General features: G+C 69.9%; 17 protein-coding genes. 11 read left to right on the top strand and 6 right to left on the bottom strand.

Features of this window, described 5'->3' with window-relative positions:
- Positions 1-241 precede the first annotated feature (241 nt).
- Positions 242-727, top strand: coding sequence for a cation:proton antiporter regulatory subunit (locus ACIBNA_RS23055; RefSeq protein ID WP_399167015.1), 486 nt, complete (start codon positions 242-244; stop codon positions 725-727).
- 4 nt (positions 728-731) lie between these two features.
- On the top strand, positions 732-1,955 hold the full coding sequence (locus ACIBNA_RS23060) for a cation:proton antiporter (RefSeq protein ID WP_399167016.1): 1,224 nt from the start codon (positions 732-734) through the stop codon (positions 1,953-1,955).
- A 274-nt stretch (positions 1,956-2,229) separates the two neighbouring features.
- Here ACIBNA_RS23060 and ACIBNA_RS23065 read toward each other — a convergent pair whose 3' ends face one another.
- The gene (locus ACIBNA_RS23065; RefSeq protein WP_399167017.1) at positions 2,230-2,637 is read right to left on the bottom strand and encodes a MazG nucleotide pyrophosphohydrolase domain-containing protein; all 408 of its coding nucleotides are present in this window, start codon (positions 2,635-2,637) and stop codon (positions 2,230-2,232) included.
- A gap of 109 nt (positions 2,638-2,746) precedes the next feature.
- Between ACIBNA_RS23065 and ACIBNA_RS23070 the strand changes: the two genes are divergently transcribed.
- Positions 2,747-3,748 carry a TAXI family TRAP transporter solute-binding subunit gene (locus ACIBNA_RS23070; RefSeq protein WP_399167018.1) on the top strand — a complete coding sequence of 334 codons (1,002 nt, stop codon included), beginning with the start codon at positions 2,747-2,749 and terminating at the stop codon, positions 3,746-3,748.
- 32 nt (positions 3,749-3,780) lie between these two features.
- On the opposite strand, the gene ACIBNA_RS23075 is transcribed toward ACIBNA_RS23070, so the two are convergent.
- Positions 3,781-5,184: a sensor histidine kinase gene (locus ACIBNA_RS23075; RefSeq protein WP_399167019.1), complete on the bottom strand. Its 1,404-nt coding sequence runs from the start codon at positions 5,182-5,184 to the stop codon at positions 3,781-3,783.
- Between the two features lie 9 nt (positions 5,185-5,193).
- The gene (locus ACIBNA_RS23080) at positions 5,194-5,880 is read right to left on the bottom strand and encodes a response regulator transcription factor (RefSeq protein WP_010034790.1); all 687 of its coding nucleotides are present in this window, start codon (positions 5,878-5,880) and stop codon (positions 5,194-5,196) included.
- Between the two features lie 290 nt (positions 5,881-6,170).
- Here ACIBNA_RS23080 and ACIBNA_RS23085 point away from each other — a divergent pair, with 290 nt between their 5' ends.
- The 8 genes from ACIBNA_RS23085 to ACIBNA_RS23120 all read left to right on the top strand — a co-directional run bounded on the left by ACIBNA_RS23085 (position 6,171) and on the right by ACIBNA_RS23120 (position 12,570).
- Positions 6,171-6,947, top strand: a complete 777-nt coding sequence (locus ACIBNA_RS23085) for an amino acid ABC transporter ATP-binding protein (protein ID WP_086600642.1) — start codon at positions 6,171-6,173, stop codon at positions 6,945-6,947.
- 80 nt (positions 6,948-7,027) lie between these two features.
- Positions 7,028-7,858 (top strand): glutamate ABC transporter substrate-binding protein, encoded by an 831-nt coding sequence (locus tag ACIBNA_RS23090; RefSeq protein ID WP_399167020.1) that lies wholly within the window; start codon positions 7,028-7,030, stop codon positions 7,856-7,858.
- 90 nt (positions 7,859-7,948) lie between these two features.
- Positions 7,949-8,614 carry an amino acid ABC transporter permease gene (locus ACIBNA_RS23095; RefSeq protein ID WP_399167021.1) on the top strand — a complete coding sequence of 222 codons (666 nt, stop codon included), beginning with the start codon at positions 7,949-7,951 and terminating at the stop codon, positions 8,612-8,614.
- Entirely contained in the window at positions 8,611-9,483 is an 873-nt protein-coding gene (locus ACIBNA_RS23100) for an amino acid ABC transporter permease (protein ID WP_399167022.1), read from the top strand. Before ACIBNA_RS23095 ends, ACIBNA_RS23100 begins: the two co-directional genes overlap by 4 nt.
- A 176-nt stretch (positions 9,484-9,659) precedes the next feature.
- Entirely contained in the window at positions 9,660-11,267 is a 1,608-nt protein-coding gene (locus ACIBNA_RS23105; RefSeq protein WP_399167023.1) for an FAD-dependent monooxygenase, read from the top strand.
- Between the two features lie 109 nt (positions 11,268-11,376).
- Positions 11,377-11,448: a putative leader peptide gene (locus ACIBNA_RS23110; RefSeq protein ID WP_309544753.1), complete on the top strand. Its 72-nt coding sequence runs from the start codon at positions 11,377-11,379 to the stop codon at positions 11,446-11,448.
- A 100-nt stretch (positions 11,449-11,548) separates the two neighbouring features.
- The gene (locus ACIBNA_RS23115; RefSeq protein ID WP_399167024.1) at positions 11,549-12,124 is read left to right on the top strand and encodes a cysteine dioxygenase; all 576 of its coding nucleotides are present in this window, start codon (positions 11,549-11,551) and stop codon (positions 12,122-12,124) included.
- 17 nt (positions 12,125-12,141) lie between these two features.
- Positions 12,142-12,570: a rhodanese-like domain-containing protein gene (locus ACIBNA_RS23120; protein WP_399167050.1), complete on the top strand. Its 429-nt coding sequence runs from the start codon at positions 12,142-12,144 to the stop codon at positions 12,568-12,570.
- A 49-nt stretch (positions 12,571-12,619) separates the two neighbouring features.
- Here the strand turns inward: ACIBNA_RS23120 and recX are convergent, their stop codons facing one another.
- The 3 genes from recX to ACIBNA_RS23135 all read right to left on the bottom strand — a co-directional run bounded on the left by recX (position 12,620) and on the right by ACIBNA_RS23135 (position 16,073).
- Positions 12,620-13,441 (bottom strand): recombination regulator RecX, encoded by an 822-nt coding sequence (gene recX / locus ACIBNA_RS23125; protein ID WP_399167025.1) that lies wholly within the window; start codon positions 13,439-13,441, stop codon positions 12,620-12,622.
- Positions 13,442-13,444: 3 nt separating this feature from the next.
- Entirely contained in the window at positions 13,445-14,572 is a 1,128-nt protein-coding gene (recA, locus tag ACIBNA_RS23130) for a recombinase RecA (RefSeq protein ID WP_274820233.1), read from the bottom strand.
- 232 nt (positions 14,573-14,804) lie between these two features.
- On the bottom strand, positions 14,805-16,073 hold the full coding sequence (locus tag ACIBNA_RS23135) for an AI-2E family transporter (protein WP_399167026.1): 1,269 nt from the start codon (positions 16,071-16,073) through the stop codon (positions 14,805-14,807).
- Positions 16,074-16,103: the final 30 nt, after the last annotated feature.

Raw genomic sequence — 16,103 nt, forward strand, 5'->3', positions numbered from 1 at the left:
GTCACCGACCCGGCATCCGTGGCAGCCGCCGCCGAGCACCGCCCCCGCCACCCTCTCCGGCGACCGGCCGCTGCGTATATCCGTCACGACACCCATGTCGTCACCGTACGGCCGGATGACAGCATGCGGAGTTGGCCCGTCCACAGATCGACACCGTTCACCGGACCGGCAAGAGCCGGCCGCACAACCAGCGCCGGCCGAACCAGCCAGAGCAAGAAGAAACGAAACAAGGGGAAGAAACGTGTCAGCTCCGCGCCTGAGGGCGACGCCGCTGCCGGGAATCGGGGTCCAGTACGACATGGAGACCCGGGAACACCGCCATCTGTCGGTGGTGGCGCACCGCGACGGCACGCGCACGGTGAACGTGTACCGGGCCGACGATCCCGACTCCTGCGCGCAGTCCCTGCGGCTGTCCAGCTCGGAGGCGGGGTCGCTGATCGACGCGCTGAAGCCGTCCCACCACAGTCCGAGTCTGCTGTACACCACGGACCTGGGGCTGGTCGCCGAGCGGATCGAGGTGGCCGCGACCTCGCGCTGGAACGGGCGGGTGCTGGGCGACACGCGGATGCGCACGGAGACGGGCGCGTCGGTCGTGGCGGTGCTGCGCCGGGCCGAGGCCATCCCGTCCCCCGCGCCGGACTTCCGGCTGGCGGGCGGTGACACGCTGATCGTCGTCGGCACCCGTGAGGGCGTCGACGCCGCCGCGGCGATACTCGGTCGGGAGTGAGCCGGTGCACTCCGCGGTCCTGCTGATCGAGTTCGGTTCCATCATCCTCGGCCTCGGCCTGCTCGGCCGGTTCGCCGGCCGTTTCCGGCTGTCGCCGATACCGCTGTACCTCCTGGCGGGGCTGGCCTTCGGCGAGGGCGGTCTGCTGCCGCTCGGCGCGAGCGAGGAGTTCGTCGCCACGGGCGCGGAGATCGGCGTCATCCTGCTGCTGTTGATGCTGGGCCTGGAGTACACGGCGAGCGATCTGGTCTCCAATCTCAAGACCCACTACCCGTCCGGTCTGGTCGATTGCGCGCTCAACGCGCTGCCGGGAGCGGCGGTGGCGCTGCTGCTCGGCTGGGGGCCGGTGGCCGCCGTCGTCCTGGCCGGTGTCACCTGGATCTCGTCGTCAGGCGTGATCGCGAAGGTGCTGGGCGATCTGGGCCGGGTCGGCAACCGGGAGACGCCGGTGATCCTCAGCGTGCTGGTGCTGGAGGATCTGGCGATGGCGGTGTACCTGCCCATCGTGACGGCGCTGGTGGCGGGGGCCGGGCTGCTGGCCGGCAGTCTGACCCTGGCGATCGCGCTGGGCGCGGCGGGCCTCGTGCTGTTCCTGGCCCTGCGCTACGGCAGGGTCATCTCCCGCTTCGTCTCCAGCGACGACCCGGAGAAGCTGCTGCTGGTCGTGCTGGGTCTGACGATCCTGGTCGCGGGTGTGGCACAGCAGCTCCAGGTGTCGGCGGCGGTGGGGGCCTTCCTGGTGGGCATCGCGCTGTCGGGAGAGGTGGCGGAGGGTGCGCACACTCTCCTCAGCCCCCTGCGTGACCTGTTCGCGGCGGTCTTCTTCGTCTTCTTCGGACTGCACACCGACCCGTCCAGCATCCCGCCGGTTCTGCTGCCCGCCCTGGGTCTGGCCGTCGTCACCGCCCTGACGAAGATCGCCACCGGCTACTGGGCGGCGCGGCGCGCCGGGATCTCCGTCAAGGGCCGCTGGCGGGCGGGCGGTGCGCTGGTGGCCCGGGGCGAGTTCTCGATCGTCATCGCCGGCCTGGCGGTCTCGGCGGGCATCGAACCGTCCCTCGGCCCCCTGGCCACGGCCTACGTCCTCATCCTGGTCGTCCTCGGCCCCCTCACCGCGCGCTACACGGAGCCCGTGGCGACCTGGTGGAACCGACGCCGGGAGTCGCACCCGGGTGCGGTGGAGACGACGCCCCGGGCCAAGGAGGCGGACGCGCCGGTGGCCGACTGAGGGGCGGCGGCCGGGCAGGGGTGCCGTCGTTCGGCCCGGGCGGCTGTCGGGCGCCGGACGAGAGCCACCGCCGACCCGGGCAGTCGCCAGGCGCCGCACGGGGGAGGCCACCACCCATCCCATCTACCGGCCAGCCACCGACCCTCAGCAGCGCCTCATGCTGTCGCCGGACAGGGGCCACCGCCCACCCCGGCACCCGCCGGACAAGAAGCAACCGCCCGCCCCGGCACCCGTCATGCGCCGGACCAGATGAGCCGCGGGCCGGAGCGGCGGCTCAGGCGTCGCCGGCCGGTTCCCACCCCTGCCTCCGCAGCACCCCCGGCACATCCGGTGCCTCGTAGTGCCACCCCTTGAGCACCTTGCCGTCCTCACGGCGGGAGACGGAGCCGTCGGGGCCGATCTTGGTCATGTTGGAGCGGTGGATCTCGGCCAGTACCGCGTCGAGGTCGATGCCGTGGACGAGGGCGGTGCCGTAGGCGACGTAGACGACGTCGGCGAGTTCGTGGGCGAGCCGGTCGAGCGGGCCCGTCACCGACACCTCGGCGACCTCCGCGGCCTCCTCCGCGAGGAGTTCACCGCGGTGGGCGGCGAGTTCCGGGGACACCTCCGTCGGTGTACTGCGGGCGTCCAGGCCGAAGGCGAGGTGGAATTCACGGACCAGGTCTGCGGGCGAGGAGCTCATGGGGGCGACTGTAGTGGCCGCCACTGACACTCCCCTTCGCCCGGTGTCCGGCCCCACTCCGTGAGCCCGCCCCTGGTCAGCGGGGCACCACGGCTGGCAGGATCTCGCCATGTCCAAGATGTTCCCGCCCATCGGCAGGCGCCGGGCCCTTCAGGGCGGCGCCGCCTCCCTCGTGGTCCTCGGGCTGCTGCTGTGGTGGCTGCGCCCCTGGACCGAGGAACCTCCGGGCGGGACGATCAGGTTCAGCACGGGCACCCAGGCGGGGGTCTACCACGAGTACGGCAAACTCCTGCGAACCGAGATCGACAAGGACATGCCCGATCTGAAGGTGCGGTTGCTGACCAGTGCCGGTTCGCAGGAGAACGTCGCGGACGTGGCGACGGGCAAGGCCGACTTCGCGATCGCCGCGGCCGACGCGGTCGCCACGTACAAGCTCGACAACAGCACGGGCGCCGACCGGCTGCGCGGTGTCGCGCGCCTGTACGACGACTACGCCCAGCTCGTCGTACCACCGGACTCGGACATCCGCTCCGTCGCGGACCTGCGCGGCAAGCGCGTGGCCATAGGGCTGCCGAACTCCGGCGTACGGCTGATCGCGAACGGCGTGCTCAAGGCGGCCGGGATCGACCCGGAGAAGGACATCAAGCCGTCGTCGGACGGCATCGACACCGGCCCCAAACGGCTGGGACACGGTCTCGACGCGTTCTTCTGGTCGGGCGGACTGCCCACGGACGGGCTCAGCCGGCTGGCCAAGAAGTCGGCGTCGGCCTTCCGCTTCGTGCCGATCGACGTCGGCCTCGTGGCCAGGCTGCACGACCAGGGTGGTGCCACGCGCTACTACCGTGCCACCAAGATGCCCGAGTCGGCCTACCCCACCATCCAGCGCGGCGACCCGGTCCCCACCCTGGCGGTGTCCAACCTGCTGGTCACGCGCAACGACATGGACCCCCGGCTCACCGAGTGGCTGACCCGTACGGTGATCGACAGCCGGGACGGCATCGGCGCGACCGTCCACTCCGCCCAGCTGGTCGACGTCCGCACGGCGATCTACACGGACCCGCTCAAGCTGCACGAGGGGGCCAGACGCTACTACCGGTCGGTCAAGCCCTAGGGGGTGTCCGCAAAGTCCCGCCCTCGACTTCGCTACGCCGGTCCGCCCCTGGGCACCGCCACCGTCACCTTCAGCCCATGCGGCTCGTGATGGTCGTACGCGATCAAACCGCCGCCCGCCGCGAGCAGCGCCCGCGAGATGGACAGCCCGAGGCCCGAGCCCTTGATGTTCTGGTGGCGGCTGCTGCGCCAGAAGCGGTCGCCGATGCGGGCCAGTTCCTCGTCGGTGAGGCCGGGGCCCTCGTCGGTTACGACGACGGTGGAGGTGTCGCCGTTGGAGACGACGGTCACCTCGACGGTCCGGCCCTCGGGCGTGAACTTCAAGGCGTTGTCGATCACCCCGTCCAACGCGCTGGACAGCGCCACCGGGTCGGCCCACGCGGTGGTCGGCGGGCAGTCGCCCACCAGCCGTACGCCCTTGGCCTCGGCGGTCGGGGACCAGGCCGCGACCCGTTCGGCGGTGAGCTCGCCGATGTCGGTGATCTTCAGATCGGCCTCGGTGTGCTCCGCCAGCGCCAGGTCGAGCAGATCGTCCAGGACCTGCGCCAGGCGCTTGCCCTCGGACTGGACCGAGGCGATCTCCTTGTTGCCCTCGGGCAGCTCGAAGGAGAGCAGCTCGATGCGCAGCAGCAGCGCCGCGAGCGGGTTGCGCAGCTGGTGCGAGGCATCGGCGACGAAGGCGCGCTGCTGCTCCAGCACGTCCTCGACGTTGTCCGCCATCTCGTTGAACGACCGGGCCAGACGCCTGAGTTCCGGCGGACCGCCGGCGGCGGCGACCCGGGACTTCAGCCGTCCCGTGGCGATGTCGTGGGTGGTGGCGTCCAGCACCCGTACCGGCTTGAGCACCCAGCCCGTCAGCCGCAGGGCCGCTCCGACGACCAGCAGCATCGCGGCGGACTCACCCGCGCCGATGACCAGCCAGCCGTGCAGCGTGCGCGAGCGCAGCTGCCCGGTGGGCGAGTCGGTGACGACGACCGCGACGACGTCACCGTCGCGGATGACCGGCGAGGCGACCACGAGGTTGCCCCGCTGCCAGGGCCACACCTGCCGCGGGTCATGGCTGCGGCGGCTGAGCAACGCCTCGTCGAATGCGTCCCGCACCTCGCCCTCCTCCGGCAGGGACCACCCGGCCGGTGCATGAGCCATGGCACTGCCGCTGCGGTAGAAGACACCGGCCCGGATGCCGTAGACCTTGTAGTAGCTGTCGAGTTCACTGCTGAGCGTGGCCAGACGCTCGTTCTCGAACGCGCTGGCGGTACCGGTGGGTGAGTCGGTGACGAACTGGGCGAGAGCCGCGAAGCGTGCCGTGTCGTCGATCCGGTCGACGACGACCTTCTGCTGCTGGGCACCGGCCAGGCTGACGGCCAGCGGGATGCCGAGCGCGAGCAGCACGGCCGCCATCAGGACGATCAGCAGCGGGAGCAGACGAGTGCGCACCCGGCCCCGCTACCCGGCAGGCGCGACGAGCCGGTAGCCGACTCCGCGTACGGTCTCGATGAGGGCCGGCATGCGCAGCTTGGCGCGCAGGGAGGCGACGTGCACCTCCAGGGTGCGCCCGGTCCCCTCCCAACTGGTCCGCCACACCTCGCTGATGATCTGCTCCCGGCGGAAGACCACCCCGGGCCGCTGCGCGAGCAGGGCCAGCAGGTCGAACTCCTTGCGGGTCAGCTGGATCACGGTTCCGTCCACGCTGACCCGGCGCGTGGGCAACTCGATGTGCACCGGGCCGAGGCGCAGCTCCGTCTCGATGCCGCTGGAGGTGTCCTCGTGGGAGGTGCGCCGGCTCACGGCGTGGATGCGGGCGAGCAGTTCCCCGGTGTCGTACGGCTTCACCACGTAGTCGTCGGCGCCGAGATTGAGGCCGTGGATGCGGGAGCGCACGTCGGAGCGCGCGGTGACCATGATCACCGGCGTGCTGGTGCGCTTGCGGATCTTGCCGCAGACCTCGTATCCGTCCTGGTCGGGCAGGCCCAGGTCGAGCAGGACGACGCCGAAGCCGTCGACCTCGGGCACCAGTGCCTGAAGGGCCTCCTCGCCGCTGCGCGCGTGCGTGACGTCGAATCCGTGCCGTGCCAGGACCGCCGACAGGGCGGCGGCGACGTGGTTGTCGTCCTCGACGAGCAGCAGTCTCACCCGGGCCCCCTTCGGTTCACTGGCCGTACGATCTATCTGTGTACAAAAACGCGTGCACGCGCGCGCGTGCACCTTGTGCAGTCACGCTGATGGATGAGGACGGCGTCAAGAGGGTTCCGGTTGCGGAGAGCTTCCGTTACCCGGCCGATATGAGCGCTGCTCATAAGTGCTACGACACGTGTCCGATTGCTATCGGATCGTGATGCTCAGATTCCCCTCAGATGTAATGACGCAGGTCGTAGAGGGTTACTACTGTCCTCCGAAACCGAGGAGGACGGAGCCTGAGAGCGATGACCGAAGTATCGGTGGCCAAGGAAGATGTGGCCGCGACCGGAGAACTGGTCGTCCTGAAGAGCGTCAACAAGCACTTCGGCGCGTTGCACGTACTCCAGGACATCGACCTGACGATCGCCCGCGGTGAAGTCGTCGTGGTCATCGGACCGTCCGGGTCCGGCAAGTCCACCCTGTGCCGCACCATCAACCGCCTGGAGACGATCGACTCCGGCACGATCGAGATCGACGGCAAGCCGCTGCCCGCCGAGGGCAAGGGACTCGCCCGGCTGCGGGCCGACGTCGGGATGGTCTTCCAGTCCTTCAATCTCTTCGCGCACAAGACCGTGCTCGAGAACGTGACGCTCGGCCAGGTCAAGGTCCGCAAGAAGGACAAGCAGGCGGCCGAGGAGCGGGCCCGGGCCCTGCTCGACCGGGTCGGCGTGGCCGCGCAGGCCGAGAAGTACCCGGCACAGCTCTCCGGCGGCCAGCAGCAGCGCGTCGCGATCGCGCGGGCGCTGGCCATGGAGCCGAAGGTCATGCTCTTCGACGAGCCGACCTCCGCGCTCGACCCCGAGATGATCAACGAGGTGCTGGAGGTCATGCAGCAGCTCGCCCGCGACGGCATGACGATGATCGTCGTCACCCATGAGATGGGTTTCGCACGATCGGCCGCAAACCGCGTGGTGTTCATGGCGGACGGCCGAATCGTCGAGGAGGCTGCGCCCGACCAGTTCTTCAGCAATCCGCGCAGCGACCGTGCCAAGGACTTCCTGTCGAAGATCCTGCATCACTGACGGCGTACGTCGCGCGCGACGCGACCTGCGTCACCGCCCTTGACGGCCCGCATCTCTTCACAAGTCAAAGGATGTTCACCATGAAGCTCCGCAAGGTCACCGCCGCCTCGGCCACCGTGTTCGCCCTCGCCCTCACCGCCACCGCGTGCGGCGGCAACGGCGGCGACTCCGGCTCGGACGGTGGCAAGACCATCACCGTCGGCATCAAGTACGACCAGCCCGGCCTCGGCCAGAAGACGCCGCAGGGCTACGCCGGCTTCGACGTCGACGTCGCCACGTACGTCGCGAAGAAGCTCGGTTACGACGCCGACCAGATCGAGTGGAAGGAAGCGAAGAGCGCCGACCGCGAGACCATGCTCCAGCGTGGTGACGTCGACTTCATCGCCGCCACCTACTCGATCACCCCGGAGCGCCAGGGGAAGGTCGACTTCGCCGGCCCGTACCTGCTGGCCCACCAGGACGTGCTGGTCCGCGCCGACGACAACTCCATCAAGTCGCCGGCCGACCTCAACAACAAGAAGCTGTGCTCGGTCGCCGGCTCCACCTCGGCGCAGAACGTCAAGGACAAGCTGGCTCCCAAGGCGGACCTGCAGACGTACCCGACGTACTCGGCCTGTCTGAGCGGTCTGCAGAACAAGGCCATCGACGCCCTGACCACCGACGACTCGATCCTCGCCGGTTACGCCGCCCAGGCCCAGTTCAAGGGCAAGTTCAAGCTCGGCGGCTTCAAGATGACCAACGAGAACTACGGCATCGGCATCAAGAAGGGCAGTGACCTCAAGGCCGACATCAACAAGGCCCTCGAGGACATGGTCGCCGACGGTTCCTGGCAGAAGGCCGTGGACAAGAACCTCGGTCCGGCCAACTACAAGAACGAGCCCGCTCCGAAGATCGGCGACATCAAGAGCTGACACAGCGGCTGAGGCACCGACGCCTGACGGGTGCGCCGCCCTCCGGGGCGGCGCACCGGGGCACCCCTACACGCGGAAGCGCGGGAGATCGTGTTCGACTTTCTTGAAGGTTACGACCTGCTGGGAGCCTTCTGGACAACGGTCCAGCTCGCTGTGCTCTCAGCCGTCGGCTCCCTGATCTGGGGCACCCTGCTGGCCGCCATGCGCGTCGGCCCGGTGCCGCTGATGCGCGGCTTCGGGACCGCCTACGTGAACCTCGTGCGGAACATCCCGCTGACCGTGATCATCCTGTTCACCTCGCTGGGCCTGTACCAGACTCTGAACGTCAGCCTGGGTGCGGAGGGCACCGAGTCGATCAACTTCCGGCTCGCCGTACTCGGCCTGATCGTCTACACCTCCGCCTTCGTGTGTGAGGCGCTGCGGTCCGGCATCAACACGGTGCCGGTCGGGCAGGCGGAGGCGGCCCGGGCGATCGGCCTGAGCTTCTCGCAGGTGCTGTGGCTGGTCGTGCTGCCGCAGGCGTTCCGCTCGGCGGTCGGCCCGCTGACGAACGTACTGATCGCGTTGACGAAGAACACCACGGTGGCCGCGGCGATCGGTGTCGCGGAAGCGGCGTTCCTGATGAAGGAGATGATCGAGAACGAGGCTCAGTTGCTCTTGATCTCCGCGATCTTCGCCTTCGGTTTCGTGGTGCTGACACTGCCGACCGGTCTGATCCTCGGCTGGGTGGGCAAGAAGGTGGCGGTAAAGCGATGAGTGCCCTTCTCTACGACGCCCAGGGCCCCCGCGCCAAGCGGCGCAACGTCCTGTTCACGGTGATCTTCCTGGTCGCCCTGGCGGCCCTGCTGTGGTGGGTGTACAGGACCCTCGACGAAAAGGGCCAGCTCGCGTGGGTGCTGTGGGAGCCCTTCTTCACCGGCACCGAGGCCTGGTCTACGTATATCTGGCCCGGCCTACAGAACACGCTGAAGGCCGCCGCGCTCGCCATGATCATCGCGCTGCCGCTCGGCGCCGTCTTCGGCATCGCCCGACTGTCAGAGCACGCCTGGATCCGGGTGCCGGCCGCCACCGTGGTCGAGTTCTTCCGGGCCATCCCCGTGCTGATCCTGATGATCTTCGGAAACGCCCTGTTCGCCGCGTACACCAACGTGCCCTCCGACGACCGTCCGCTGTACGCGGTCGTCACGGGCCTGGTGCTGTACAACGCCTCGGTCCTGGCCGAGATCGTCCGGGCGGGCATCCTGTCCCTGCCCAAGGGCCAGTCCGAGGCGGCCATGGCGATCGGCCTGCGCAAAAACCAGGAGATGCGGCTCATCCTGCTGCCGCAGGCGGTCACCGCGATGCTGCCGGCCATCGTCAGCCAGATGGTCGTCATCGTGAAGGACACCGCCCTCGGCGGCGCGATCCTCACCTTCCCGGAGCTGCTCTCCTCGGCGAACACGATGAGCGGCTACTACGGCGCGAATGTCATCGCCAGCTTCACGGTCGTGTCCGTCATCTTCATTGCGCTCAACTTCGCCCTCACGTCCTTCGCGAGCTGGCTGGAGCGCCGGCTGCGGCGGGCCAAGAAGTCGACGGGTGCGGTCGTGGGCGTGGACGACCTGGCGACCGGAAACGTCACCTGACACTCGGTCACCCCACGTGACACACTCAGGGGCAGTGGCATGATCGCCACTGCCCCTGGTCACTTGACGCAAGCACCGGCAATGGGTTGCATACGTTCTGTGATCGTGCACCCTGCTCCAACTTCCTGTTCACCTACGTCTCTCAGGACACCACCACGGGCAGGGGGCGCCGCGCCGTGGACCCGGTGATCATCGTCGGAGCGGGGCCCGTCGGGCTCACGCTCGCCCTGGCACTGGCGCGCCAGGAGGTGCCCTGCGTCGTTCTCGACGAGGGACCGGGCAAGGACGAACCCCGTGCGGCGCGCACCGTCGTCCTGCGCGAGGACACCGCCGCACTGCTGGAACGGCTGACCGGCGTGTCCCTGTCCCGGGCCGGTGCCCGTTGGGCCGGATGGCGGTCGATGCGGCGCAAGCAGGTGATGCGCGAGATCGTTTTCGACGGCACCGAACCCGCCCCCCTGCACATCGCCCAGCACGTGCTGACCGACGCCCTGCGCGCGGCCCTCTCCGGCGAACGGCTCGTCAAAGCCGCGGTGGACAGCCGCGTCGACGGCATCGAACAGGAGTCCTCGGGCGTCACGGCCCACACCCGCGGCCCCAAAGGCACCTGGTGGCGCGGCAGTTACCTGGTCGGCTGCGACGGCCCCCGCTCGACCGTGCGCAAGCTCCAGGACATCCGCTTCCCGGGCCGTACGGCGGTGGAACGTCACGCCGTTGCCGCGCTGCGTACGGAACTGCCCTGGCACGACGAGGCGATGCTGCATCGCTTGCCGCCGTGGCGCATGTCGGGCCCCTCGGCCGGCGAGGTCACCGTGCGCCCGCTGCCGGACGGCGTCTGGCGTCTGGACTGGCTCCTGCCGCCCGGCAAGGACCTGGTCACACCCGAGCTGCTGCTGACCCGCATCCGGGAGACCCTGGCCGGCTGGGCGGGCGGCACGACCCCGCCGTACGAACTGCTGGACACCGGCGTCCACACGGTCCACCACCGACTGGCCCGCCGCTGGCGCGCCGATCGCGTCTTCCTCGCCGGGGACGCGGCACATCTGCTCGGCGCGCTGGGCACGCACGGGCTGGACGAGGGCCTCAGGGACGCCGACAACCTCGCCTGGAAGCTGGCCCTGGCCTGGCACCACGGGCCGCACGAGGCGCTCCTCGACAGCTACCAGACCGAGCGCCGGGCGGTCGTCGCCGCCCGGCTGCGCGCCGCCGACCAGGCGCTGCCGCTGCTGCGCGGCGGCGGGGGCCTGCGCTCCTACGTCCCCGGCTCATCCCGGGGCCACGACGCGCTCCTCACGGACGGTCACTTGGGGCACGGCCAGCTCGGCGCGCCGGGGGCGTACGCCGACTCGCCCCTCGCGCCCCGCCGCCTCGAGGGAGAGACCCCCGTCGACACACCGCCCGGAGCGCCGGTCACCGACGTACGGGTCACCGCGGAGGACGGCACCTTCGTACGGCTGCGGGACCGGCTCGGCCGCGGCGCGCTGCTGGTGCTGCTGATCGCGCCGGGCACGGGCGTGTGGGAGCGCAAGCACTGGGTCAGCGCCGGCATCATGCCCCGGCTCGCGGCCGCGGTCGCGGCACTGCCGCACCCCGCCGAGCTGCTGGTCGCCGAGAGCTATCCGGGCGCTGCCGCGCACACGGTGCTCCTGGTGCGGCCCGACGGGCACCTCGTCACCGCGCTGAGCGGAGTGCGCCCGGAGGACCTGTACGCGGCGGCGGAGGCCACGGTGGGCGGACCGGCGAAGGCGCAGGCCGAGGCCGGTGCGTCGGCCGGCTCTCGCTGACGTCGATACCGAGGGTGCTGTGCTCGCTGTCACCGTGCGTCCGCATGGTGACAGTGAGTTGACCGGTCCGGGCGGTCATGGTGTACTCCGGTGCGTGACCGACACCTGTGTGCGCCTGTGGCGGAGGGTCCATATGGACCTCGTCCGCTATGCGGGCTGCGTGTGTCGCCCGTCCTGCTGACTTCGCATCACTCTTCCTCCGTGCGCGCGCCGCGCTCTGTCTGCCGCGGCCGACGCGCCTGACTCGCGAACCCTTCATCAGGACCTTCAGGACGGCACCCGTGTCTGTATCCCCTTCCCCATCCCCCGCTGTCTCCTCTTCCGGCTCTGCTTCCGGCTCCTCTTCGGTCTCCGCCGCCGTTTCGGCGCCCACTCAGGCCGACCTCTTCGACTTCGTGCGGCGTACGGCCGCCGACACCGAGCTGATCGCCTCCCTGCCGCTCGACCCGGAAGGCCGCACCTGGGTGCGGCTGGACGGGCCCGGCGGCAGCGAGGCCTGGCTGATCGGCTGGCCGCCCGGCACGGGCACCGGCTGGCACGACCACGCCGACTCCGTCGGCGCCTTCCTGACCGCGTCGGGCGAGCTCAGGGAGTACTCGCTCGCCGCACGGCTGCCCACCGACGGCTGGAAGACCCTGGAACTCACCGACGGTGTCGACCGCGAACGCCGGCTGCCCTCCGGCCAGGGCCGCGCCTTCGGTCGGCACCACGTCCACGAGGTGCTCAACGAGTCCCCCGACCGGCACGCGATCTCCGTCCACGCCTACTACCCGCCCCTGCCGCAGATCCGCCGCTACAGCCGCAGCGGGCCGATCCTGCGGCTCGAGCAGGTGGAGCGACCGGAGGACTGGCAGTGAGCGCGACGCACGAGCGGGTGAGCGACGGCGGCGGTGGCGGTGGCGGTGGCGGTGGCGGTGTCCAACGTCCCGTCAGCATCGATGAGTTGTTGGAGCGCGTGCGTGCGGGCTACGAGCGGATCGAGCCGCGGGAGGCGTACGAGGCTGCCCGGGCCGGTGACGCACTGCTGGTGGACATCCGCTACGCGGCCCTGCGCGAACGGGACGGCCTGATCCCCGACGCCGTCGTCGTCGAGCGCAACGAGCTGGAGTGGCGCCTCGACCCGCAGGGCAGCCACCGTCTGCCGGAGGCCACGAGCCACGCCCTGCGCGTCGTCGTGATCTGCAACGAGGGGTACGCCTCCAGCCTGGCGGTCCAGTCCCTGCACCAACTGGGACTGCACCGGGCCACCGATCTGGTCGGCGGGTTTCAGGCTTGGCGGGCGGCGGGGCTTCCGGTGGTGTGACCGCGCGGCTCGACAGCGGGCGCGGGCCCACGAGGGTCTCGCCCTCGCCTCAGAACCCCTCGTCCCCCAGAAACTCCGTGTCCTCGCCCTCCTCCTCCAGCGCCTGCCGGACCACGCGCAGGGCCATGCCCTCGGAGTAGCCCTTGCGGGCGAGCATGCCCGCGAGGCGGCGGAGGCGCTTGTCCCGGTCGAGCCCACGAGTGGAGCGGAGCTTCCGCGCGACGAGTTCCCGCGCGGTCGCCTCCTCCTGCTCGGAGTCGAGCTGGGAGACGGCCTCGTCGATCAGCATGGAGTCGACGCCCTTGGTCCGCAGTTCCCGGGCGAGCGCACGCCGGGCCAGCCCCCGGCCGTGGTGCCGGGACTCCACCCAGGCGTCCGCGAAGGCGCTGTCGTTGATGAGGCCGACCTCTTCGAACCGCGACAGCACCTCCTCGGCGGCATCGTCAGGGATCTGCCGCTTGCGCAGGGCGTCGGCGAGTTGCTTGCGGGTCCGCGGGGTCCCGGTGAGCAGACGCATGCAGATCGCCCGAGCCTGCTCGACCGGGTCCCCTGGAGGCTCCCCCTGCTCGGCCCTCGACGAGGAGAGGGAACCTCCGTCCTCGGCAACCGCCGCGCCGAAGCCACGCCGGCGGCGCCCGCGTCCACGCCCGTCAGGCGGCCCACCGTCACGTGAGCCGTCCCTGGACGAGCCGCCTCCGCGTGAGCCTCTGCCGGACGAGCCGCTGCCCTGGGAGGCATCCCCGTACGGCCCGTCGTCCCCGTACGCGTCCTCGCCGTCCACGGCCGAGCCCGTCTCCCCTCCGGTGCCCCTCCCCCGTGGGGCACCGGAGGCGGTGTACTCGTACTCCGCCCAGTCGGTTCGTCGAGTCACGGGTCAGCTCTTGGCTGCGGCGGCCTTGGACTTGGCGGGCTTGGCCGCTGCCGGGGCGGGGACCGCCGCAGCAGCGTCGGCCGGTGCCGGGGAGACCGCCGCGTCCGTGCCCGGCTCGGCGGCCGGCTCCTCGGGACGCACGCCGACGCCCAGCTTCTCCTTGATCTTCTTCTCGATCTCGTTGGCCAGGTCGGGGTTGTCCTTCAGGAAGTTGCGCGCGTTCTCCTTGCCCTGGCCGAGCTGGTCGCCCTCGTACGTGTACCAGGCGCCGGCCTTGCGAACGAAGCCGTGCTCCACGCCCATGTCGATCAGGCCGCCCTCGCGGCTGATGCCATGGCCGTAGAGGATGTCGAACTCGGCCTGCTTGAAGGGGGGCGCGACCTTGTTCTTGACGACCTTGCAGCGGGTGCGGTTGCCGACCGCGTCCGTGCCGTCCTTCAGGGTCTCGATGCGGCGGATGTCGATGCGCACCGAGGCGTAGAACTTCAGCGCCCGGCCACCGGTCGTGGTCTCCGGGGAGCCGAACATCACGCCGATCTTCTCGCGGAGCTGGTTGATGAAGATCGCGGTGGTCTTGGACTGGTTGAGCGCGCTGGTGATCTTTCGCAGGGCCTGGCTCATCAGGCGGGCCTGAAGACCCACGTGACTGTCGCCCATCTCGCCCTCGATCTCCGCGCGCGGGACGAGCGCCGCGACGGAGTCGATGACGATGAGGTCGAGGGCTCCGGAGCGGACCAGCATGTCCACGATCTCCAGGGCCTGCTCGCCGTTGTCCGGCTGGGAGAGGATGAGGTTGTCGATGTCGACGCCGAGCTTCTTCGCGTACTCGGGGTCGAGTGCGTGCTCCGCGTCGACGAAGGCGACCTGGCCGCCCGCCTTCTGCGCGTTCGCCACCGCGTGCAGGGTCAGGGTGGTCTTACCGGAGGACTCCGGTCCGTAGATCTCCACGACACGGCCGCGGGGCAGGCCGCCCACACCGAGGGCCACGTCGAGGGCGGTGGACCCGGTCGGGATGACCTCGATGGGCTCCTTGGTCCGGTCGCCCATGCGCATGACCGCGCCCTTGCCGAATTGCCGTTCAATCTGTGCGAGAGCGGCATCCAGGGCCTTCTCGCGGTCGGTTCCTGCCATGGGTTCCACCCGATTTGCTTGAGTCGATCGCTTCACGTCAAAGACGCTAACGCCTGCCACTGACAATGCGCCCCGACGCACGTCCGGCCTGTGGATAACTCGGACACTTCTCCATCCAAAGTATGTCGAAATGCCCGCCGTTGAGCTTCGCCGGAGACTCCATAAGAATGGATGTTCGATTTCCGTGTCAAGCGCCCCACGCGGCACCTGAGTGAGGCAGGGGCGCAGCGACTCAGGCCGGGCTCTTCCAGGAGCCCTCGCCCTCGGGCCGTCCCCTCTCGGGCCGCCGTGCCCACAGCTGCCTGGCGCGCGGGACGAGGCCCGACCCCTCCCCGCGTCGGCGATGGCCGTGCACCCGGGGATCGTCCGTGACGTCGTACCGCTTCACGTACGCCCCCAGGAAGGCCTGGAGCGTGGCGATGGCGGGGATCGCGATCAGCGCGCCGACGGCGCCCAGGAGCGCGGTGCCCGCGATGACCGAACCGAAGGCGACCGCGGGGTGGATGTCGACGGTCTTGGCGGTCAGCTTCGGCTGGAGCACGTAGTTCTCGAACTGCTGGTAGATCACCACGAAGATCAGCACCCACAGCGCGTACCAGGGGTTGACCGTGAACGCGATCAGCATGGGCAATGCGCCCGCGAGATAGGTGCCGATGGTGGGGATGAACTGCGACACCGCGCCCACCCACACGGCGAGCACGGGCGCGTATGGCACGTCCAGGGCCTGCAACAGGACGAAGTGCGCTGCGCCGGAGATCAGCGCCATCAGGCCGCGCGAGTAGATGTAGCCGCCGGTCTTGTTCACGGCGATCTCCCACGCGCGCAGCACCTCGGCCTGCCGTGCGGGCGGCAGGAGGGAGCAGATCGTGCGGCGCAGTCGCGGTCCGTCCGCGGCGAAGTAGAACGAGAACAGCGCGATCGTCAGCAGCTGGAAGAGACCCCCGATGACCTGGGCGGACACGTCCAGGACACCCGTGGCGCTGTTCTGCACGTAGTTGCGCAGCCAGTCGGAGCGGAGCAGGCCCTCCTGGATGTCGACGCGCTTCAGATCGGTCTTGAAGTGTGTGTTGATCCAGTTGATGACGGAGTCGAGATAGTCCGGGAAGCCCTCGATCATCTTGATGATCTGGTCCGCGAGGATGGACCCGAGCAGCGTGACGAAGCCCGCCGAGACGACGATCACGCCGATGAAGACGACGAACGTGGCCAGTCCTCTGCGCATGCCGCGCGAGGCCATCCAGCTCACCGCCGGTTCGATGGCGAGCGCCAGGAAGAACGCGATGAGGATGTTGATCAGCAGGCCGGTGAGCTGGTGGAAGGCCCAACTGCCCAGCTGGAACACGGCGACGAGGGCGAGTGCGAGGACCAGGGCGCGCGGCAGCCAGCGCGGCATACGGTTGTTCGGCCCGGCGGTCCCGCCGACGGGAGGCGGGGTGGGCGGTGTCGTACCGGACAGGGAGGGCTGCTGGGCTTCCTGCCCGGTCTCGTCAGTGGGTGCCACGCACCAAGTCTCGCCCACGCCACCGACAGC

Source organism: Streptomyces sp. NPDC050164 (genome assembly GCF_044459945.1).
GTDB classification, from domain to species: domain Bacteria; phylum Actinomycetota; class Actinomycetes; order Streptomycetales; family Streptomycetaceae; genus Streptomyces; species Streptomyces coeruleorubidus_A.

What these genes read in the sequence shown, in the direction of transcription:
- ACIBNA_RS23065 (WP_399167017.1), bottom strand. Translation starts at nt 2,637, where the DNA reads ATGAGCTCCTCGCCCGCAGACCTGGTCCGTGAATTCCACCTCGCCTTC.
- ACIBNA_RS23070 (WP_399167018.1), top strand. Translation starts at nt 2,747, where the DNA reads ATGTCCAAGATGTTCCCGCCCATCGGCAGGCGCCGGGCCCTTCAGGGC.
- ACIBNA_RS23085 (WP_086600642.1), top strand. Translation starts at nt 6,171, where the DNA reads ATGACCGAAGTATCGGTGGCCAAGGAAGATGTGGCCGCGACCGGAGAA.
- ACIBNA_RS23090 (WP_399167020.1), top strand. Translation starts at nt 7,028, where the DNA reads ATGAAGCTCCGCAAGGTCACCGCCGCCTCGGCCACCGTGTTCGCCCTC.
- ACIBNA_RS23100 (WP_399167022.1), top strand. Translation starts at nt 8,611, where the DNA reads ATGAGTGCCCTTCTCTACGACGCCCAGGGCCCCCGCGCCAAGCGGCGC.
- recA (WP_274820233.1), bottom strand. Translation starts at nt 14,572, where the DNA reads ATGGCAGGAACCGACCGCGAGAAGGCCCTGGATGCCGCTCTCGCACAG.